The following is a 20,544-nucleotide window of genomic DNA, read 5'->3' as shown; positions in this document are numbered from 1 at the left end:
CTCTTCCTCTTGTTACAATAGCTGGAGCTCCTTTGCCGTCTTTTCGATGACATCAAGCGCCTGATCCAGTTCATCTTTAGTGTGCTCTGCTGTTATAATCGTGCGAATTCTGGCTTTTCCCTTTGCTACAGTCGGGAAAACGATACTTTGGGCAAAAACACCGTGAGAAAGGAGCTGATCTGAAAATTGCTTTGCCACACCTTCATCACCTATTAAAATAGGAAGAATCGGCGTTTCACTCTTCGTGAGAGTCAGGCCCATTTTCACAAGCATTGCTTTAAAATAGGCAGTATTCTCCCACAAGCGCTCCATATGCTCCGGCTCTTCAAGCAAGACATCAATCGCTTCCATACAAGCTGCAGTGACAGCCGGCGGATGAGATGTGCTGAATAAAAATGGACGGCCTTTATGGCGCAAATAATCGATCAGCACCTTTGAACCTGCAGCGTAGCCGCCGAGCACTCCGATTGCCTTGCTTAATGTTCCGACCTGAATATGCACTCTGCCGTCAAGACCGAAGTGATTCACCGTTCCCCTGCCGTTTTCGCCAAGTACTCCGGATGCATGGGCGTCATCCACCATCACAAATGCGTCATATTTCTCAGCGAGCTCTACAATATCAGGCAGAGGAGCTATGTTGCCATCCATGGAAAATACGCCGTCTGTCACAATCAGACGCATCCGATAATTCATTGACTTTCTCAGCACCCGCTCTAAATCACTCATATTGACGTGCTGATACACCTTTTTATCCGCCTTTGTCAGTCGAATTCCGTCAATAATAGAGGCATGGTTCAATTCATCTGAGATGACAATGTCCTCTTTTGATAGAATACTTGAAAGTACGCCTTGGTTTGTTGTGAAGCCTGATTGGAATACAAGTGCCGCCTCCGTTTTTTTAAAGGCTGCCAGCTTTTTCTCAAGCTCTTGATGCATTGTAAATGTACCCGCAATCGTTCTCACTGATCCGGTGCCGGCTCCATACTGCTGAACGGCCTCCTGTGCGGCGTTGATGAGTCTAGGATGTGAAGTGAATCCGAGGTAATTATTAGAAGATAGCTGAATGACTTTTTGGTGATTCACTGTGACAGATGGGCCCTGCATAGATTCAAGCTGTTTTATGTCTTGCCATGTATGGTTTTCTTTCATACTATCAAGCTCTGCTTTTAAAAACTCAAATTCCTTCGTCATGTTTATCCCCCTTTATGGAATTAAAATTACTTTTCCGCACTGCCCGCTTCTCATCAGTTCGAAACCTTTTTCAAACTCCTCTAACGGAAACTGATGGGTAATAACAGGTTCAAGATCGATCACTTTTGAACTGATCAACTGAGACACCTGGCGCCATGTTGAAAACATTTTTCTTCCTGTGATTCCTTGGATGGTAAGCCCTTTAAATACCACTTTATTCGTCAAATCAATTGTCACCGGATGTTCCGGCAAGCTGAGAATATGAAATCTTCCGCCATTCGCAGCCATCGCAAGACCTTGGGCAATCGCTGAGGGATGGCCCGACATCTCACAAACAAGATCTGCTCCTTCCCCACTCGTTAAAGCGCTTACAATTTTGAGCGGGTCTTCTTTTTCAATAGAAACAGTACCAGTCGCTCCCATTTGTTTTGCAAGCCTCAGCCTGTATTCATTCTTATCAATCGCTATCACCTGAGAAGCTCCTGCTGCTTTTGCAACCGCAACAGCCATAAGACCAATCGGCCCGCATCCAATGACTGCAGTCGTTCCTCCTGCAGGCTGGCTCTCGAGTACGGTATGAACTGCATTTCCTAAAGGCTCTTGAATGGAAGCAATTGACGGGTCCATATCAGCGGGATTTCTCCAAATGTTATCAGCTGGAACTTTTACATACTCCGCAAAACAGCCTGCCGTGTCCACTCCGATTATAGCAGTATTGGTACACACATGAGATTTTCCTGTTAGGCAAGGGACACATTCACCACAAACAATGTGTGTTTCCGCAGACACATACTCTCCCACTTTTACACTGCTGACATTCTCTCCCACGTCCTCTACGATGCCGCTGAACTCATGGCCGAAAACATAGGGTGTTTTGATTCTCTGACGTGCCCATTGATCCCAATTATAAATGTGGACATCCGTGCCGCATATGGAAGCGGCTTTCACTTTTATGAGGACTTCATGTTTATCAATCTCAGGAATGGGAACTTCAGTCAGCACAGCACCGAACGCCCCGTCCTTTTTCATTAGAGCTTTCATCTTTCCACTCTGCATGTACAATCCTCCTTGAAAAATTCTTGTTATATTCGGATTGTACCATGATATGGAATAAGCGTAAACAGCACTGTCTTTTCCAGAAGGACAAAAGTATCTGTCTTGAAAAATGGGCGGAAATTTTTTTAAAAACGTTTTAGCTCATTTCTGATTTTGTATATTCGCTCATTTATGTGCTAAAAATACTATCGGGAGAAAATATCACAATAAATGAAAAACAACCTGTTTGCATTACGCAAACAGGTTGAGAATGCTTTATTTGTTTTTAGCGAGGCTCCACGATTAATTTAATCGCTGTTCTTTCTTCCCCATCGATTTGAATATCTGTAAAAGCCGGAATACAAATCAAATCAACGCCGCTTGGCGCCACAAATCCCCTGGCAATCGCCACAGCTTTTACAGCCTGGTTTAATGCACCCGCTCCGATCGCTTGAATCTCGGCGGCTCCTCGCTCTCTCAACACGCCTGCAAGCGCACCTGCCACTGAATTTGGACTCGATTTTGCTGAAACTTTTAAGATTTCCATTTCTGCTCCCCCTTAGTTTTACAATGGATAAGTGAGTGTTCATTAGAACAATCATTATTAGATGTTGCTATCCAAAAAGCCATCCCCACAATGCTTTTCAAAAATAGCGGGCTACCTTCCATTTTTACTATATTCACTAAGGAGTTGCTATATTCCTGCTTTTCTTTTTAATATTTTTATAAAATAACCATATGTTCAACTATTCAAAGAACATGTGATCATCGTTGATTAAAATACGCTCAATTTTCACGGCTTTTTTCGTTTGATCGTCAATGTCAATGACAACTCCGCTGAGCGTTGTTTTTCCTTCAGCGACAGTAAACCGGACTGGAAGGTTCGTTTTGAATCGCTTAATAATCGTCTCTCTGTCCATCCCCAGTATACCGTCATACGGGCCAGTCATTCCCACATCAGTAATATATGCCGTTCCCTTCGGCAAAATGCGGTTATCCGCTGTTTGCACGTGTGTATGAGTTCCTACTACAGCCGATGCCCGTCCATCCGTGTACCAGCCAAGTGCGAGCTTTTCACTTGTCGCTTCGGCATGAAAGTCAATAAAAATGTACGGTGTTCTTTTCGCAGCTTCTGCGATCAATTCATCCGCTTTTAAAAACGGGTCATCAAGCGGCGGCAAAAACGTACGTCCCTGCAAATTAATGACTGCTAGTTCTTTGCCGTTTGCTTTCACATATGTGATCCCTTTCCCCGGTGTTCCTTCAGGAAAGTTTGCCGGGCGAACCAAGTTCGGAACGTCATCTATAAAATCAAATATTTCTTTTTTGTCCCATGTGTGGTTCCCCATTGTGATTGCATCTGCGCCGGACTGGATTAAGCTGTGATAAATTTTTTCCGTCAGGCCTTTTCCATGTGCGGCGTTTTCACCATTAATAATGGTAAAGTGAGGCTTATATTTTGTTTTTAGCTTTGGTACATATTCTTTGACCATGTCACGGCCCGGTGAACCGACAACATCTCCGATAAATAAAATTCTCATTTTGTAAATCCTTTCTTCTTGAAAATTCCTTGCCGTCAAAAAAATAAAGTGATGCTTAGCGCATCACTTTATTTTGCATACTCTACGGCTCGAGTCTCTCTGATTACTGTCACCTTAATATGACCTGGATAATCGAGCTCGTCCTCAATTCGCTTGCGGATATCTCGCGCCAGTCGATGAGCCTCAAGATCATTAATTGAATCCGGCTTCACCATAATTCGCACTTCGCGTCCAGCCTGAATGGCAAATGATTTTTCAACACCTTCGTAGGACTCAGAAATTTCTTCGAGTTTTTCAAGTCTTCGAATATAATTCTCGAGCGTCTCACTTCTTGCGCCAGGTCTTGCAGCGGAAAGCGCATCTGCTGCAGCTACCAGTACAGCAATAATGGAAGTCGGCTCCTCGTCCCCGTGGTGTGATGCAATACTGTTAATCACGACTGGGTGCTCTTTATATTTGGTCGCAAGCTCTACCCCGATCTCAACGTGGCTTCCTTCTACTTCATGGTCAATTGCTTTCCCGATGTCGTGAAGAAGACCCGCACGTTTAGCAAGCTTTGCGTCTTCACCAAGCTCCGATGCCATTAGACCGGCCAAGAATGCGACTTCCATGGAATGCTTAAGCACATTTTGACCGTAGCTTGTACGGAACTTTAAGCGGCCGAGAATCTTGATGAGATCTGGGTGGAGGCCGTGAACGCCAACCTCAAATGTCGTTTGCTCACCCATCTCACGAATATAGTCATCGACCTCGCGGCGAGATTTTTCAACCATTTCTTCAATCCGTGCCGGATGAATACGGCCATCCTGAACGAGTTTATCAAGAGCAATTCTGGCTGTCTCACGTCTGATCGGATCAAATCCGGAAAGAATGACAGCTTCAGGCGTATCATCAATAATCAGGTCAATTCCTGTCAGCGTTTCAAGCGTACGAATGTTACGCCCTTCCCGTCCGATGATACGTCCTTTCATCTCATCATTTGGAAGATTGACAACTGATACCGTTGTTTCGGCAACGTGGTCCGCTGCGCAGCGCTGTAAGGCGAGTGAAAGAATGTTTTTCGCTTTCTTATCCGCCTCTTCTTTCGCACGGTTTTCAGTTTCTTTTGTCATGATGGCGATGTCATGTGAAAGCTCGTTTTCAACCCGCTCAAGAATGATTTGTTTCGCTTCATCACGAGTCAGACTCGAAATTCGTTCCAACTCAGACTGCTGCATACGAATCATCTCATCCACTTTGCTTTCCATCTCTTCAATATGTTGTTGTCGTTCATTCAGAGAATGATCTTTCTTCTCCAACATCGCTTCCCGTTTATCAATTCCCTCATGTTTGCGATCAAGGTTTTCCTCCTTTTGGAGTAAACGGTTTTCTTGTTTTTGAAGCTCATTTCGTCTTTCACGAACTTCCTGTTCAGCATCTATTCGAAGTTTGTGGATTTCATCCTTTGCTTCAAGCAGAGCTTCTTTTTTCAGTGCTTCAGCATCACGCTTCGCATCTTCAAGAATTTGCTCGGCTGCACCGCGTGCGCCCGCAATTTTCGCTTCGGCAATGGTTTTACGAACAAAGTAGCCAACAACTAAACCGAGTAGAATCAGCAAAATGGAGATGAGAACCATCATAATTGGGGTCATACTTTCACCTCCTCTTGCTATGAACTTGGTTGTTGCTTAAAAAGTGTCGGCATGTACATTGTCTAGTTTTCTCAACATACAGAACCTTCACAGGGAATGAGAGTGTTCATCGCCCTTGTCAAGTTTAAATGGTTTAACAATCATGTTAAAAAAACAAATGTTACAACTTCATTGTAAATGTGTCGGAAATACTTGTCAAGCTTGCCATCTTAACGTTTGCAGGCCATTCGTCTTTTCACGTGCCGAATGCAATTCATCCAAAAGAAGATCGCCAATCATTCTTGATTTAGAAGCTGGTATATTTTATTGTTCACTTGGCCCAATTTAGCATTATTTTGAATGTTTGAGAACAAAATAACAATGGTTTGCCCAGATTTGCTAAAGCTGTTCAAGATATTGAAGCCCGGCATAACACCATGGTTTGAATAGCTTCCGGGAGCAACATAAAATCCCATGCCGTATGTGGAGCTGCTCCCTGGCGTAAACATCTTTTCATAGCTTTTTTGCGAATACAGTTTTCCGTCTATCAGCGCTTGGTCAAATTTGTACATATCTATAGCGCTCATATAAATATCACCGGCTCCATACAGCTGGGATAGATCAGGTATATACGGTGTAACTGTTTTGCTGCCCTCCATCTTATACCCGACAGCAGGATAAGGTTCTTTTTCATATGTTTTGTAAAAGCCTGCATGCTTCATTCCCGCAGGTTTAAAAATATGATTCTTTATGTACTGTTCATAGGGCTCACCGCTTACTTCAGCAATAATATAAGCGAGAACAGAATAGTTGGAATCCTTGTAGTCCCATACGCCCGGCTGACGTTTGATTCCCTGAAGTTCTATGTCTTTTATTAAATCGTCCGGAGTAATGGCGCCGTTTCCTTCAATATGTCCGTTTATCCCCGATGTATGTGTAAGCAGATTCTTCAAAGTAATCGTTTGTCCGTTAGGAAAATGAGGTAAATACGTGCTTACCGGATCACTTGTCTGAAGTTTCCCCTTTTCCTCAAGCTGCAAAATAGCAGTTGCAATCAGCGCTTTTTGTGATGAACCGACATAAAAAGATGTCAATGGATTATTTTGAATGTAGTGTTTACGGTCAGCATAGCCAAAACCTTTATTTGTTACGATTTCTCCATTTCTGACAATCATGGCTGTTCCGCTGAAACCGATCTCTTCTAAATAATTGCTGATTTTTTGATTTCGATCCACTGTTTTGATTTGTTCCTCTGATTTTTTGGCAGTTTTCTTTTTGACCTCTTTTTTCTGATCGGTATTTGAAACCGCTGCAGTTTCTTGAGATGGCTCGTTTTCTTCACTATTTCGATGAAGAGCATTCCAAATCGTAATGCAAACCATCACTGCTAAAAGACCAAGCAACAGTTTTCCTCTTTTATTTAGTTTTCTCCGTCTGCGTTTCGCAGTTCTTCTGCGGGTTGGGCTTGTCATTCATTTTTTCCTCCCAAAATAAATTCCATTTTGCACACGTTTTGTTAGACGAATAAAGCCCTAAAAAAGTTGTCAAAAAAAGCAATATTTTTATCATTTTTTTGCAAAATACAAAAAAGCTGAGTTTTTCACTCAGCCTTTTGTATCATTTGAAACTTATTTTATTTTTATTCTTCAAATTCGAGTTCTTCTTGTGTCTCTTCAGCTTGCTGCTGCACTACTCCGTTATTATCCAAGCCATAATGTTCGCGAATTTGCTCCTGGATCATCAGCATGATATCTTTATTTTCTTTCAGGAATTGTTTTGCATTTTCACGGCCTTGGCCAAGACGCTCTTCTTCATAAGAGTACCATGAACCGCTTTTTTGCACGATATCAAGTTCAGTTCCTAGATCAATGATTTCGCCTTCTTTTGAAATGCCTTCTCCGTACATAATGTCAACCTCGGCTGTACGGAACGGCGGAGCCACCTTGTTTTTCACGACTTTGATTTTCGTTTTGTTCCCCATTACGTCGTTGCCTTGTTTCAGCTGTTCAGCACGGCGCACTTCAAGACGCACGGAAGAGTAGAATTTCAACGCACGGCCGCCAGGAGTTGTTTCCGGGTTCCCGAACATAACACCGACTTTTTCACGAATTTGGTTAATGAAAATCGCGATTGTCTTCGATTTGTTAATGGCTCCTGAAAGCTTACGAAGCGCTTGAGACATTAAGCGTGCTTGTAAACCGACATGAGAATCTCCCATGTCACCTTCAATTTCCGCTTTCGGAACGAGAGCGGCTACAGAGTCGACAACGACAATGTCAACTGCCCCGCTTCGAACCAATGCTTCCGCAATTTCAAGTGCCTGCTCGCCTGTGTCAGGCTGAGACAGTAAAAGCTCTTCGATGTTAACACCGAGCTTTTGCGCGTATACCGGATCTAACGCATGCTCCGCATCGATAAACGCGGCTTGTCCGCCCTGCTGCTGAACTTCAGCAATCGCATGAAGCGCCACAGTTGTTTTACCTGAGCTTTCAGGACCGTATACTTCAATAATCCGTCCGCGAGGATATCCGCCAATTCCCAGTGCTGTATCAAGAGCTAGGGAGCCGCTTGGGACAGTAGAAATTCTTGTATCTGTCTTTTCTCCCAGTTTCATAATGGAACCTTTGCCGAACTGTTTTTCTATTTGTTTAAGAGCCATATCTAAGGCTGCCTGACGATCACTCATTCTATTTTTTCCTCCTTTATGTTACCACTACATATACTATACCCTGTTTGAAGGGATTTGCCAAGAAAAAAGCGAACGCATATTCGGATTTTTTCTTGGCGTGATTCCTATCAAAATATCATAATGTATCAGAGAAATCATGTTTTCTTAGGAGGATAATGTGCTGAAAATATTATTTTTGCTCTAAAAGCTTTAAGATTAAATGGCAGCCGTATTTAGCGCCGCGTTTTCTGATCCCCGTTCTGGAGCCCGCAAAGTGAAACTCGTGAACCTCTTCTTTACCGTTTGCGGAAATGCCGATAAACACATGCCCAGGCTCATGCCCTTCTTGAGCATCAGGTCCTGCTACACCAGTAAAGCTAATGCCGATATCGCTGCCAGTGAGTTTTTGAACACCCTTAGCCAGTTCGGATGCGCACTCCTTGCTGACCGCCCCAAAACGATCTACTGTTTCCTTCTTGACACCAAGCACATTCTGCTTCACGTCGTTTGTATAGCAAACAACGCCCCCGGCAAATAATTTTGAGGCACCGCTATGATCCGTCAGCCATTCAGAAAACAGCCCTCCGGTAAAGCTTTCTGCCGCAGAAATTGTAATGCCTTTTTCCTTGCACGCTATAGATAGCTCTTTTACAAGAGAAGTATCATCGTAACCATAGAAAAATTCACCGACACGCTCTAAGATAACGGCCTCTGTTTCTTTTAACAGACGCTCTGTTTCCTTTTCATCGGCGTGTTTGGCTGTCAGACGCAGCGTCACCTCTCCATCAGCCGCCAAAGGCGCAATTGTCGGATTGGTTTGCGCATCAATAATATCTTCCAAATCGGCTTCAAGCTGAGATTCACCGATACCGAAAAAGCGAAGAACGGTTGACACAATTTTTTCATTTGAACCCATCTTTTTCAGCAGAAGAGGCTTTGCCTCGTTTTCAAACATTGGACGCAATTCGCTCGGCGGTCCAGGAAGAAGCATATAATAGCGCGATTCATGCTCTGTGAGCATTCCCGGGGCCATTCCAAAGTGATTCGCCAGCACGTCAGAGCCTTCGATCACAAGCGCCTGTTTTCGGTTATTAGGTGACATCGTGCGTTTTGTTCGTTTGAAATAGTCCTCAATGGATTGGAATGCCTCATCATTTAACACAAGCGGACGTCCCAGCGTATTTGCAATCGTTTCTTTCGTCAGATCATCTTTTGTGGGTCCAAGCCCTCCTGAAAAAATAATGAAGTCAGAGCGTTCTTCAGCAATGCGGATGACCTGCTTCAGCCGCTCCGGGTTATCTCCGACCGCTGTATGATAAAATACGTTGACCCCGATTTCAGCGAGCTGTTTGCTGATAAATTGAGCATTTGTATTGGCGATTTGGCCAAGCAGCAGCTCTGAACCGACTGCAATTATTTCTGCTTTTTTTGGAAATTCCATGACGAAGTCCTTCTTTCTTAGTTAGATGTTTTTAACGCTTCCCAGTTTTTAGAGAAATATTCCCAGCCTGAAACGACAGTAAAGAAGACGGCTACCCACAGCGCCAAGTCCGCAAACGGGAATGACACAAGTTCAAATGGAAGATTATGAAGAAGCAATGCGGATACCGCAATAATCTGTGCCCAGGTTTTGATTTTACCAAGCATGTTAGCAGCTACGACTTCTCCTGTTCCGGCCAAAACAAGCCTTAAACCTGTCACGGCAAACTCCCTGCTGATAATCACAATGACCATCCAAGCTGGAGCGAGATCAAATTGAACAAGGATAATTAACGCTGCGGATACGAGCAGTTTGTCCGCAAGCGGATCAAGAAATTTCCCGAAGTTTGTTACGAGATTCAATTTTCGGGCATAATACCCGTCCACCCAGTCTGTTGTAGATGCAATAATAAATAGAATGGCCCCCGCCAAATGTGCGACCGGGATTGATTCGTCTCCAACTTCGAGCCTGCCCCAGTCAAACGGCGCCAGCATGATAATCATGAAGATTGGGATTAATGCGATTCTAGCTAGTGTGATTTTATTTGGTAAGTTAAACATAAAGCCCCTCCAATTTCATACTCGGACGTGAAGAAAAGTCATCTGATAATTAAGATGACTTTTCTTCCTTTTTATTTACAATCTTTATGGTTTGTGCCATCACTTTTTTCGGATCAAGTTCATATGAAAGAACCTTACCGTTGATTTTTATTTTCAGATTAGGTGCATATCCGGTGCGGATATCAACTTGTTTCTGATCAGTTATGTCTTTTTTATAGGTTTCGTCTTTTTTCAGCGTTCCTTCTTTTAAAGAGCTGCTGTTTTCATCGCGCACTCGAATCCACGAGCTGTCTGATGCCTTCAGTTCCAGCTCGATTTTATCAGCGCCGGACACTTCATAAGTCGTTAACGATCCTTCAGTGCCAGCAGCTTTAATCTCCAGCTTCTCACTGTCATTTTCTTTTTTCTTATCTTCGTTTTCTTTCGTTTCTTTTTTAGTGTCTGTCTCTTTTTCAGAGCTGTTATTTTGATTCTCTTTCAGCGTTGAATCTTTAGGGATTTCGTATTTGCTCTCACTTTGCGTAATTGCTTTTTCTGATGCCGCATTGTGATCATCACTGTTTTTGTGATTGGCAAATTGAATGATCGCGTACACAATGGCAATCACAACAATCACGCCGAGAATAACAAGTATCGTTGGCAGCAGCTCCAGCGCCTTAGATGCTGGCTTTGGCATTTCCTTTTGAAGATTCATGCCGGAGATCTTTTCAGACACATCGTCATGATACGTATTAGGGATATCTTTTTTATGCTCCTCAAACAGCTGATCCGCATCAAGCCCAACGGCTTCTGCATATTGCTTGATGAATGCCCGAACATAAAACTTCCCCGGAATAATGTCATAGTTTCCTTCCTCCAAGGCGGTTAAATACCTTTTTTGAATCTTTGTTGCCGCTTGGAGATCATCCAATGACATTGCTTTTTCCTCTCTGGCTTCTTTGAGCCGGATTCCTAGTTCAGTCACAACAAACACCTTCCAATTTTAAAAATCAAAGCTTGAAAACCCGGATTGATCAAACATTTGGGGTTCCTCGGCATGTTCATATGTAATAACCTCATCAGGGTCATTTCTCAGTTCAATAATATAATCAAAGTCATCTAGTGTATACTCTGTATTTTGAACGAATATGTCCGGATGCTCCACCACTTTTGTTGCCGGAAGCCGCATGATTTCTCTGACCAGCTGGAGATGGCGTTCCGATCCTCTTCGTGTTGACACAATTCCGTCAACGATAAAGACATTTTCAGTGCTGTATTCATCGGCAATCAGCTGGCTTCTTATCGTCTGCTTCAGCAAGGTTGATGACACAAACAGCCACCTTTTGCTTGCACACACACTAGAGGCTACAATCGATTCCGTTTTCCCGACACGCGGCATACCTCTGATTCCGATTAATTTATGGCCTTCTTTTTTGAACAATTCGGCCATAAAATCGACTAATAAGCCAAGCTCGTCCCGTTCAAAGCGGAACGTTTTCTTGTCATCGGCATCCCGTTGAATATAACGGCCGTGGCGTACGGCAAGTCGGTCGCGAAGCCTCGGTTCTCTAAGCTTCGTTACTTTAATTGTTTCCATCGTTTTTAAGATTGATTCTAATCGTTTAATTTGATCTATATGGCGGCACCTGAGGAGCATTCCCCTTCTGGAAAGATCGACGCCGTTTATCGTTACGATGTTGATAGAAAGCATCCCAAGAAGAGATGAAATATCCCCGAGCAGTCCGGGGCGGTTCACTTGAATTTCATATTCAAAATACCATTCGAGCTTTGCCAAATGATATACCCCCTTCATTGTGGCAAAATTTTACCTTCCTTTATCATAAAGCATTTTTCTCTAATTAGAAAGAAGAATGTTGCTGTGATGAGGAAAACATAAAAAAGAGAGGAAAAATCCCCTCTCTTCCTAGTGAGTGCTGTTATTTTCAACAAGCTTAACCATCATATTGGCAATGGCGTGCTGTTCATCTTTTGATGCTACACTCCAAAGATCTGCCAGCACTTTTTCCTGCTCGTTCTTAGATTCCACTTCATTAGCCAAGTAGCTGCCGATTTCTGTCGCAAGATCTGTAATCGTATCCTGGCTCATACCTTTATCTTGCGCATAGTTTAGACGGTCGCCAAGGAAGTTTTTCCAGCTATCCCAGTTTTCTAATACTGACATGCTTGTTTCCTCCATTTCATGTGAAGTTACAAGATTATTGTGTCCTTCACAAAAGAAACTATACACCGAATATTTTCGGATCAGCAGTGCCAGCCGCCATTCACCGACAGAATTTGGCCGGTGATATATGACGCTTTTTTAGACAGGAGAAAAGCTGTTGCATCCGCAATTTCTTGCGGCCGGGCCAGCCGGCCGATCGGAATCTCATCAGCGATCTCTTCTTTTTCAGCCGGGGTAAATTGATTCATCATATTTGTATCAACTGCGCCCGGCGCTACGGCGTTTACTCTGATTCCGCTTGGCGCCAGCTCCTTAGCCAATCCTTTTACAAACGAATGCTGAGCTCCTTTTGCCATGCTGTACAGCACTTCACAGGATGCTCCAGTCTCTCCCCAAATCGAGCTGACAGCCACAATCGCTCCCGATTTATTCCGAATCATGCCTGGCAGAAGGTTTCTCGTCAGCATATACGGACTCGCCACATGAAGCTGAACCATTTCCTGGACTGTTGCGTTATCTACATCCGTAATCAGCCCAAAATGGCTTCTTCCACTGTTTAAAACAATCGCATCAATAGGCTGAACAATTGAACTTGTCAGCTTATCTGCTCCATCTTGCGCGGACAGATCAGCTTGTAATATCTCCGCATTTACGCCAAACATCTGACTTAGTTTTTCAGCAAGCTCCGCTGCCGCATTTTGATTTGTATTGTAATGCAGCAGCAGATTGTATCCTCTAGCTGCAAGGGTTTCGCTGATGCTTTTGCCAATGCCGCCGCTTGCTCCGGTGATTAGTGCTGTTTTGTTCATCCTCTTTCCTTCTTTCCGCAGAAAAACACCCCTCACACTGGAGGGATGTTTTGTTTATGATTTAGGAACAACCTTGCAGACAGTCAGTCTGTCTGCAGCAATTTCCTCTTGTATTACGTTCTGGACATCCTCGAGGGTAATCTGCTCGAGTACCGTTACAACGTCAAACAGACTCATATCCAAGAACGCATAACGGGTAAATTGATTGGCGATGTATTCAGGGGAATTCAGCGCTTTTAAGAATGTGCCAATCTTTTTCTTTCTGGCAAGTTCAATCTTTTCAGCAGTAATCAGTTCACCGGCGCGCAAAAGCATGCTTGAAATGTCTTCAGCCAATTGATCAGGCTCAGGCGTATCTCCGCCGATCGCCGCAAAACCGAACCCATATTCAGCAGTAAAATCAAAGCTAAACGTTTCGTCAATATATCCTTTTTCATAAAGTGATTCATACTGGGCAGAGCTTTTGCCAAAAAGAGCTTCAAGCAATAAGTTCATTGAAAGTTCATGCTTTAAGAGCTCTTTGCCTAATTTAAACGGATTTTTGGATTTCAGCCCAACAAGGCATTTCGGTCCCTGCACGTTCATTTTGATCTCTTTTTCTTTTCGGAAAACCGCTTCTTGCTCTTTCACTTCTTCCCGTTTGATCTCCGGCTGATCAGTATACGGCTTTTTCCCCTGGTTTTCTCTTACCTGAGAAATAATCGCTTCAGGATCTACAGGGCCGACAATGAAAAGGAGCATGTTACTCGGGTGATAAAACGTTTCATAGCATTCATAAAGAAGGTCTTTTGTAATATGTGAAATGCTTTCCACTGTTCCCGCTATGTCAATTCTGACAGGATGCTCTTTGTACATGTTTTCAATGACCCCGAAGTAAAGCCTCCAATCAGGGTTATCGTCGTACATATTAATCTCCTGCCCGATAATCCCTTTTTCCTTTTCAACCGTTTTTTCAGTAAAATATGGGTCCTGTACAAAATCGATAAGCGTCTCTAAATTGCGTTCAACATTTGATGTGCTTGAGAAAAGGTAAGCCGTTCTTGTAAATGACGTAAACGCATTGGCAGAAGCCCCCTGTTTGCTGAAATCTTGAAAAACGTCTCCGTCCGCTTTCTCAAACAGCTTGTGCTCAAGAAAGTGCGCAATCCCGTCCGGCACGTGAACCATCTCGTTTTTACCTAAAGGGACAAACCGGTTATCTATCGAGCCGTACTTTGTTGTAAAGACCGCATATGTCTTGTTGAAGCCTTTTTTCGGCAAAACGTAAACATCGAGGCCGTTGGACATTTTTTCATGATACAGCGTCTCCTGAAGCTGTTCATATTCGATTGGTTTGATCAAGATGCACCCTCCGTCCCTTTTAAGAAATAAGTCGTATCAAGCTGAATCTTTTCGCCGGCTTTAATGACATCCTCTTTTGTGACATTCTCAATATTGGCAAGAAAGTCTTCGATAGGAATCTCGACTTGAGCAGCGGCCTGCTGATATAAAAACTCAGATAAACCGTATGCTGTATCAATCGTTTCCAGCACTTGATTTCGAATGACGGCCTTTGTCTGTGCTATATCCTGCTCACTGAAATCGCCATTTTTCATTGCCTGGAATTGCTCAGCAATAATCGAAACCGCCTGTTCATAATTTTTCACTTCAATGCCTGACATCACCATTAACAAGCCTTTAAAACTTTCTATACGCGAAGCCGCGTAGTAAGCAAGACTGGCTTTTTCCCGAACATTAATGAAAAGTTTAGAATGAGAGAATCCGCCGAACAATCCGTTAAACACTTGTAAAGCAGGATAATCCTGATCTGTATAAGTGATGCTGGTGCGGTAGCCGATATTCAGTTTTCCTTGCTTGACATCCTCTTCATCAATTACTTCTTTTGGCTGAACTTTTTCATCAGCGTGATTGTTTTCAATCGTGCCAAGAGTTCGCTCTTCTATTTTGAAATACTTATCAATTGCCGAATGTACCTGGTTACTGTCCACATCGCCAACTACATATAAATCAAGCTGGTCTTTTTGGATAGCGCTTTGGTATGTTTCGTATAATTGCTCTGCCGTAATGTCATCGACATCGTCGATTTCACCATTGACATGAAGCGCGTAAGGCTCATTTTTGCACATTTCCTGTATCAGCCTTAAATTCGAATAGCGCATTTTATCATTATAGACGGCTTGGATTCTTTGCTTAAGCGTCCGTTTTTCTTGAGCCACATATTGTGACTGAAAAGCGTCTCCCTCCAAAGCAGGTGAAAAGACGATTTCTGCAAGAAGCTGGAGCCCTTTCTCAAGTAGCGGCGTTTGGTCTTTTAAATATTTTTCATTCGGGATTTCAAGCCTGAACGTAATGACGTGCCGCTCTCCTTTTTTCGTAAGATCAGCCGATACTGACGTGCCGTACAGCTCATCCAGGTATGAACGCAATTCTGCGGTTTTCGGATGGCTTTTCGTTCCGCGAAGAAGCACATGCGGAAGCAGCGCTCTTTTGGTGACTTGATCCTTTGTCAGCGGCGCAAGCATCTTAAAAATAAGCGAGACGGTTTTGAATTTTTCTGTTTTTACAATATGTGCGGTTAAACCGCCGTGCTTTGATTTGAGTTCATTAACATATGACATATGGAACCTCCTTCGTTCATTTCTTAATTAGTATGTATTATGACCAATTTTCAGCATTCGCAGAAACACTCTTTCATGTAATTATAGCAACTGTAGGATTTATAAGGAAACAATAACCTCCGCATGCTGTATAGGTACAGTTGTAAACTGTGCAAGGAAGCGCAAAAAAAGACGGCTGGCTAGACCGTCCCTAAGTTTTTTTCTTCTTCTTCACTTTTTTTAGCATCTACAGTAAAGAGCACTAAAAATAAAGAAACGATGCTGCAAAACGCCGAGAGTATGAAAATAATCCAGTTTGCATTAGACATTAATGCAGCAAAAACAGGTGGACCGAGAGCTACTCCTATAAAGCGCATGCTATTGTAGAAGGAGGAAATGGTTCCGCATTGTTCACTTTCAATCCCTTCGGTTATCAATGCATCTAAAGCAGGAAGAGCCATTCCAATCCCAATCCCGCCAAAGCTTAAAAAGACAAATAAAAAATAAAAACTGTGGTTCCACCACAAGGCAATAAACGAAAGGGTTAACAGAATCATTCCTGTAACAACGCAAAATTTCATTCGGCCTTTATCTTTACCGATCTTTTTGCCAGCTATAAAAGAACTGGTTGACAAAAACAAAAGTGGGATTGCCAGTAATCCGCCTTTAGCTACTCCGTCAATAGCATACTTGTTCTCCAGCGTATCTGATAAATAAAATAATACGCCAAATAACAAAAACATAATGACACACCCGATAATGAAGACCGTATAAAGCCAGCGACCATCCTGTTTAAAAATTTTCTTCACACTCTTAATAAACTCAGAAACAGCAGGCGCATCTTCATCTTCTTCAGGCTTGGCCACCAAAAACAATACGAGCAAAAAGCTGATCAAACAGAAAAACGGAATAAACCAAAACGGTACAAACCAATACCAAGAAGCCAGTAAGGCTCCAAGTATGGGACTCAGTACCTTCCCTGACGTGTTGGCGGTTTCAATATCGCCAAGACCCGCGCTGACCTTTTCATCGTCTCCTTTAAACAGGTCGCCGATAAACGGCATGACAATCGGAGCGGCACCTGCAGAACCAATGCCTTGAAGAACCCGCCCCGCCAAGATCATAGCATAAGGATTTTTCATATAGGTCGAGGCAAAAGCAGCTACGGCTCCCCCCAATCCTGCAATGAGGAGGCATGGAAGCAATATTTTTTTTCTCCCGAAACGATCCGACAAATATCCGGCAATCGGAATGCAAATAATTGCTACTACTGAATATACAGTAATGATTAAAGATACTTGAAATGAAGTCACAGACAGCTTTTTCTCCATCATCGGAAGAACAGGAATCAGCATGGAGTTCCCGAGTGTCATCACAAGCGGGACAGAAGACAATGCAATAATATTTTTCATTCCATTTTTCTCTCTCAACATTTTCACCCATTCACTTTCTTGTCATCCCTTATATATTGCGTTAACCGGAATGAAAGTATGTACAAAGAAACATGAATCAGTGCAAATAAAAAAACAGACACATACAGGCGTCCGTTTTTAGAATCGTTTACGCAAAACATGAAATCTGAATTTATCCGCTCTAAAATAATTTAAAGAATAAAGCACCGGTTTATCGTGCTGATCGTAATGGGTTTGTTTTAACAGCAAAAGGGCTGTTTCAGGATCGCATTCAAGCACTGGAGAAATGGTATCGTGATAGCCGATCGGTTCTATATCAGTTACTGCATAGCTGATTACGGAGCCTGAATTTTTCTCAAGAAGGTCAAACATAGATTCTTGCTGATGAGAAAAAGAATTCGGCAAAATATTCATCGGAATTTTGTCTATACAATACACAATCGGCTGTCCGTCAGCTGTCCTGACTCGTTCAAGGTAAAAAAGTTCTTGCCCTTCTGCCAAATGAAATCTCTTCGTATCATCTTCAGACGGCATAAGCACTTGTGATGATAGAAAAATCGTGCCAGGGGTCATATTCGCCTGTTCTATCATCTTGGTTACACTGTTCAGCTGTTCAATGCCCGAAAGAAATAACGGCTTAGAATGGACAAAAGTGCCTACACCATGCCTTCTGATAATCACATGCTCTTCTTCCAGTATCCGCAAGGCTTCTCTTAGCGTCGCTCTGCTGACACCAAGCTTTTTGGAAAGCTCAAATTCAGAAGGCAGCTTTTCCTTCTCAGTGTAGATCCCATTTTTTATATCCTCTTTAATTCGTTCAATTACTTTCAAATACAAGTGCCGATTATCAGCTTTTGTAGACATGTTTCCCCTCCGTAAACCACTTTCGATAAAAATTATTGAACAATTGGGACAACTATATCATGTTTTGTCGAAAAAATAAATAGAAAGGTGATCAGTTTACATAATGTTATTATTGACAACTATAGAGAGCGGAACTCCCTTCATTAAGAAGAGAGCTCATCATATTTCTCTTTTGATAATAATACTTCCCTAGGTTTGCTGCCTTCATACGGTCCGACAACACCGCGTTCCTCCATTGCGTCAATCAGGCGCGCCGCTCTCGTATAGCCGATTCTGAATCTTCTTTGCAGCATTGAAACAGATGCCGTCTGCATGCCGACGATTAATTCAACAGCTTCATCATAAAGTTCATCAGTAACCTCGGAATGAGTTTCTGTTGTCTCCTCAGGAATCATTTCTTCTTGATATTGCGCTTTCTGCTGCGTAATCACATGGTCGACGACCTTCTCCACTTCGTCATCCGACAAAAATGCTCCCTGCACACGGACAGGTTTGTTAGCCCCTACAGGTAAAAACAGCATATCGCCGCGGCCAAGAAGCTTCTCAGCGCCACCCATGTCAAGAATGGTCCTTGAATCCGTCTGTGAAGATACGCTGAACGCGATTCGTGACGGAATGTTCGCTTTGATCACCCCTGTGATAACATCCACCGATGGCCGCTGTGTCGCAATAATAAGATGGATGCCGGCAGCCCGCGCCATTTGGGACAATCTCGTAATCGAATCTTCCACATCAGATGAAGCGACCATCATGAGATCGGCTAGCTCGTCCACAATGACAACAATATAAGGCAGCTCTGGCTGTTTCGCTCCTTCTTCATTGTTGGCGCGTTTTATATAATCATTGTATCCTTCAATATTTCTTGTACCCGTATGAGAAAATAATTCGTACCGCCGCTCCATTTCATTGACAACCTTTTTCAAAGCCTGCGACGCTTTTTTCGGATCGGTTACAACAGGAGCAAGCAAATGCGGAATCCCGTTGTAGACATTTAGCTCTACCATTTTAGGATCGATCATCATCATTTTCACTTCATGCGGTTTCGCCCGCATTAAAATACTTGTAATAATGCCGTTGACACAGACACTTTTCCCGCTACCGGTTGCGCCTGCGACCAAAAGGTGGGGCATCTTGTTTAACTCAGCCAATACAGCTTCACCTGAAATATTGCGGCCGAGTCCAATTAACAGCTTCGCATCCGGTCTGTCATTCAATTTAGACTCCAGCACTTCTTTCAGCGAAACCATTGCCACTTCTGCGTTTGGAACTTCAATTCCGATTGCTGATTTGCCTGGTATAGGCGCTTCGATCCTGATATCCTTCGCAGCAAGCGCAAGCGCTAAATCATCGCTTAAATTGACAATTTTGCTAACCTTCACTCCGACATCAGGATATACTTCATATTTTGTTACGGCCGGTCCGAGATGAACCTGTGTGACTTTCGCCTTTACGCCAAAGCTTTGGAATGTGCGTTCAAGCTTTCTGGCATTTTCATAAATATTCTTTTTATCAGCCTGCTGGCCGGTATGCTTCGGATCTGCCAGCAAATCCAGTGACGGCATCTCGTAATCCTTATTTTCGAGCTCTGTAAAGGTCATAGGAGGAGCAGAAACAGTTTCCTGATCACCTGTCTCCGGTTGGATGTCCTGAAGCGGCTTCGACACAGGTACGGGGCGCTTTTCTATAACTGGAGACTCTTCCTCTTCATTACGATCAGAAAAGCTTGAGATAATCGGCTCTGAATGAATAAGAGGCGATACTGTTTCATAATCCCCCTCTTCATCAGGAGGCTCCGGTTCCATTTGCTGTTTTTTGCGGGCCGGTTTTTGTTTTTTGCTCGGCGCTTTCGTTTTTTTCGATGACTGCATATTTGATTTGAAGGATTTCATATCATCAATAAATGCTAACCATTGTTCTTTTATAAAACGTCCAATCGGGCTCATCCACTTTTTTAGCGTTTCTTGTAGCGAGCGTCCTGTTACTAAAATCATTCCGATCAAAATCATGACAATCGCCATGATCTGAGAACCAGTCGACGCAAACAAAAAGTGTGAAGCCGCAAACAGCAGCGCACCGATCATCCCTCCGCCTAAATCAGGTGAAGCAGAGCTGCCATTCATGTCCATTAAAAACAATTCCCACGTATTGCGCACCACGCTTGCAGACTCAATAGACCCTTTGTGCGTCAAATTTTTAAATAGCTGCACGTGAGAAAGCAGCAATATGCTTGCGATGATACAGTACAACCCGGCCTTTCGTCTCGTTAAAAGGCTTGGGGTTTTTTTCTTCCAAAACAGTGAGACTCCTAACACCAATAAACCTAACAAGCATAAAATAAACCACTCTCCAGCAAAAAAGCGGAACAAATAGATAAACGTTTGCCCGACTACCCCCAGCTGCAAGATTGCGATAATTGAAATGGCTATACACAGCAATCCGTTGAGCTCGTATTTTATATTTAGCTGTTTCGCCTGTTTTTTTCTTGATTTTCGTTTTTTCTTTGCCACACTCATCACCTTACTGCGTTAAAAAATGTAAGTTCATACATAATGAAGAAAGCAGCCGTTTACAGGCTGCGTTTTTTCTGTAGGATTCCCCTATTATAGCATATTTTGC

At 43.1% G+C, this 20,544-nt stretch carries 18 protein-coding genes; all 18 read right to left on the bottom strand.

Features of this window, described 5'->3' with window-relative positions:
• Window positions 1–12 precede the first annotated feature (12 nt).
• The 18 genes from NSU05_RS08965 to spoIIIE all read right to left on the bottom strand — a co-directional run bounded on the left by NSU05_RS08965 (window position 13) and on the right by spoIIIE (window position 20,435).
• Complete coding sequence (locus NSU05_RS08965; protein ID WP_014664025.1) at window positions 13–1,191, bottom strand: glycine C-acetyltransferase; 1,179 nt, start codon at window positions 1,189–1,191, stop codon at window positions 13–15.
• 12 nt (window positions 1,192–1,203) lie between these two features.
• Window positions 1,204–2,247 carry an L-threonine 3-dehydrogenase gene (gene tdh / locus NSU05_RS08960; RefSeq protein ID WP_038428982.1) on the bottom strand — a complete coding sequence of 348 codons (1,044 nt, stop codon included), beginning with the start codon at window positions 2,245–2,247 and terminating at the stop codon, window positions 1,204–1,206.
• Window positions 2,248–2,512: 265 nt separating this feature from the next.
• Window positions 2,513–2,773, bottom strand: a complete 261-nt coding sequence (gene spoVS, locus NSU05_RS08955) for a stage V sporulation protein SpoVS (protein ID WP_003154135.1) — start codon at window positions 2,771–2,773, stop codon at window positions 2,513–2,515.
• 199 nt (window positions 2,774–2,972) lie between these two features.
• Window positions 2,973–3,767: a 2',3'-cyclic-nucleotide 2'-phosphodiesterase gene (gene ymdB / locus NSU05_RS08950; protein ID WP_003245138.1), complete on the bottom strand. Its 795-nt coding sequence runs from the start codon at window positions 3,765–3,767 to the stop codon at window positions 2,973–2,975.
• Window positions 3,768–3,835: 68 nt separating this feature from the next.
• The gene (gene rny / locus NSU05_RS08945; RefSeq protein WP_003221010.1) at window positions 3,836–5,398 is read right to left on the bottom strand and encodes a ribonuclease Y; all 1,563 of its coding nucleotides are present in this window, start codon (window positions 5,396–5,398) and stop codon (window positions 3,836–3,838) included.
• A 275-nt stretch (window positions 5,399–5,673) separates the two neighbouring features.
• Window positions 5,674–6,849 (bottom strand): serine hydrolase domain-containing protein, encoded by a 1,176-nt coding sequence (locus NSU05_RS08940; RefSeq protein WP_038428981.1) that lies wholly within the window; start codon window positions 6,847–6,849, stop codon window positions 5,674–5,676.
• A 167-nt stretch (window positions 6,850–7,016) separates the two neighbouring features.
• The gene (gene recA / locus NSU05_RS08935; RefSeq protein WP_003245789.1) at window positions 7,017–8,063 is read right to left on the bottom strand and encodes a recombinase RecA; all 1,047 of its coding nucleotides are present in this window, start codon (window positions 8,061–8,063) and stop codon (window positions 7,017–7,019) included.
• 172 nt (window positions 8,064–8,235) lie between these two features.
• The gene (locus NSU05_RS08930) at window positions 8,236–9,486 is read right to left on the bottom strand and encodes a competence/damage-inducible protein A (protein WP_038428978.1); all 1,251 of its coding nucleotides are present in this window, start codon (window positions 9,484–9,486) and stop codon (window positions 8,236–8,238) included.
• Between the two features lie 17 nt (window positions 9,487–9,503).
• The gene (gene pgsA, locus NSU05_RS08925; RefSeq protein ID WP_003244753.1) at window positions 9,504–10,085 is read right to left on the bottom strand and encodes a CDP-diacylglycerol--glycerol-3-phosphate 3-phosphatidyltransferase; all 582 of its coding nucleotides are present in this window, start codon (window positions 10,083–10,085) and stop codon (window positions 9,504–9,506) included.
• A 49-nt stretch (window positions 10,086–10,134) separates the two neighbouring features.
• A complete protein-coding gene (gene rodZ / locus NSU05_RS08920; protein ID WP_010886511.1) occupies window positions 10,135–11,001 on the bottom strand; it encodes a cell shape determination protein RodZ in 867 nt (288 codons plus the stop codon).
• Window positions 11,002–11,067: 66 nt separating this feature from the next.
• The gene (locus NSU05_RS08915) at window positions 11,068–11,859 is read right to left on the bottom strand and encodes a YmfK family protein (protein ID WP_003220998.1); all 792 of its coding nucleotides are present in this window, start codon (window positions 11,857–11,859) and stop codon (window positions 11,068–11,070) included.
• 129 nt (window positions 11,860–11,988) lie between these two features.
• Window positions 11,989–12,246 carry a DUF3243 domain-containing protein gene (locus tag NSU05_RS08910; protein WP_003245199.1) on the bottom strand — a complete coding sequence of 86 codons (258 nt, stop codon included), beginning with the start codon at window positions 12,244–12,246 and terminating at the stop codon, window positions 11,989–11,991.
• Between the two features lie 80 nt (window positions 12,247–12,326).
• Window positions 12,327–13,055, bottom strand: a complete 729-nt coding sequence (gene efpI / locus NSU05_RS08905; protein WP_038428977.1) for an EF-P-5 aminopentanone reductase — start codon at window positions 13,053–13,055, stop codon at window positions 12,327–12,329.
• Between the two features lie 54 nt (window positions 13,056–13,109).
• Window positions 13,110–14,396, bottom strand: a complete 1,287-nt coding sequence (locus NSU05_RS08900) for a pitrilysin family protein (protein ID WP_003244823.1) — start codon at window positions 14,394–14,396, stop codon at window positions 13,110–13,112.
• Complete coding sequence (locus NSU05_RS08895) at window positions 14,393–15,673, bottom strand: pitrilysin family protein (RefSeq protein WP_038428976.1); 1,281 nt, start codon at window positions 15,671–15,673, stop codon at window positions 14,393–14,395. The genes NSU05_RS08900 and NSU05_RS08895 overlap by 4 nt, the downstream gene beginning before the upstream one ends.
• A gap of 179 nt (window positions 15,674–15,852) precedes the next feature.
• A complete protein-coding gene (gene bcbE / locus NSU05_RS08890; RefSeq protein WP_031600514.1) occupies window positions 15,853–17,064 on the bottom strand; it encodes a bacillibactin exporter BcbE in 1,212 nt (403 codons plus the stop codon).
• Window positions 17,065–17,202: 138 nt separating this feature from the next.
• Window positions 17,203–17,928 carry a GntR family transcriptional regulator gene (locus NSU05_RS08885; protein ID WP_003245732.1) on the bottom strand — a complete coding sequence of 242 codons (726 nt, stop codon included), beginning with the start codon at window positions 17,926–17,928 and terminating at the stop codon, window positions 17,203–17,205.
• A 143-nt stretch (window positions 17,929–18,071) separates the two neighbouring features.
• On the bottom strand, window positions 18,072–20,435 hold the full coding sequence (spoIIIE, locus tag NSU05_RS08880; protein WP_038428974.1) for a DNA translocase SpoIIIE: 2,364 nt from the start codon (window positions 20,433–20,435) through the stop codon (window positions 18,072–18,074).
• Between the last annotated feature and the right edge of the window lie 109 nt (window positions 20,436–20,544).

The organism is Bacillus sp. EU52, assembly GCF_037964975.1.
In the GTDB taxonomy this organism is placed as follows: domain Bacteria; phylum Bacillota; class Bacilli; order Bacillales; family Bacillaceae; genus Bacillus; species Bacillus subtilis.
This window is presented reverse-complemented; position numbering and strand designations above follow the sequence as displayed.

Coding starts and splice junctions, on each gene's coding strand:
- NSU05_RS08965 (WP_014664025.1), bottom strand. CDS start 1,191: ATGACGAAGGAATTTGAGTTTTTAAAAGCAGAGCTTGATAGTATGAAA.
- tdh (WP_038428982.1), bottom strand. CDS start 2,247: ATGCAGAGTGGAAAGATGAAAGCTCTAATGAAAAAGGACGGGGCGTTC.
- spoVS (WP_003154135.1), bottom strand. CDS start 2,773: ATGGAAATCTTAAAAGTTTCAGCAAAATCGAGTCCAAATTCAGTGGCA.
- ymdB (WP_003245138.1), bottom strand. CDS start 3,767: ATGAGAATTTTATTTATCGGAGATGTTGTCGGTTCACCGGGCCGTGAC.
- rny (WP_003221010.1), bottom strand. CDS start 5,398: ATGACCCCAATTATGATGGTTCTCATCTCCATTTTGCTGATTCTACTC.
- NSU05_RS08940 (WP_038428981.1), bottom strand. CDS start 6,849: ATGACAAGCCCAACCCGCAGAAGAACTGCGAAACGCAGACGGAGAAAA.
- recA (WP_003245789.1), bottom strand. CDS start 8,063: ATGAGTGATCGTCAGGCAGCCTTAGATATGGCTCTTAAACAAATAGAA.
- NSU05_RS08930 (WP_038428978.1), bottom strand. CDS start 9,486: ATGGAATTTCCAAAAAAAGCAGAAATAATTGCAGTCGGTTCAGAGCTG.
- pgsA (WP_003244753.1), bottom strand. CDS start 10,085: ATGTTTAACTTACCAAATAAAATCACACTAGCTAGAATCGCATTAATC.
- rodZ (WP_010886511.1), bottom strand. CDS start 11,001: ATGTCATTGGATGATCTCCAAGCGGCAACAAAGATTCAAAAAAGGTAT.
- NSU05_RS08910 (WP_003245199.1), bottom strand. CDS start 12,246: ATGTCAGTATTAGAAAACTGGGATAGCTGGAAAAACTTCCTTGGCGAC.
- efpI (WP_038428977.1), bottom strand. CDS start 13,055: ATGAACAAAACAGCACTAATCACCGGAGCAAGCGGCGGCATTGGCAAA.
- NSU05_RS08895 (WP_038428976.1), bottom strand. CDS start 15,673: ATGTCATATGTTAATGAACTCAAATCAAAGCACGGCGGTTTAACCGCA.
- bcbE (WP_031600514.1), bottom strand. CDS start 17,064: ATGAAAAATATTATTGCATTGTCTTCTGTCCCGCTTGTGATGACACTC.
- NSU05_RS08885 (WP_003245732.1), bottom strand. CDS start 17,928: ATGTCTACAAAAGCTGATAATCGGCACTTGTATTTGAAAGTAATTGAA.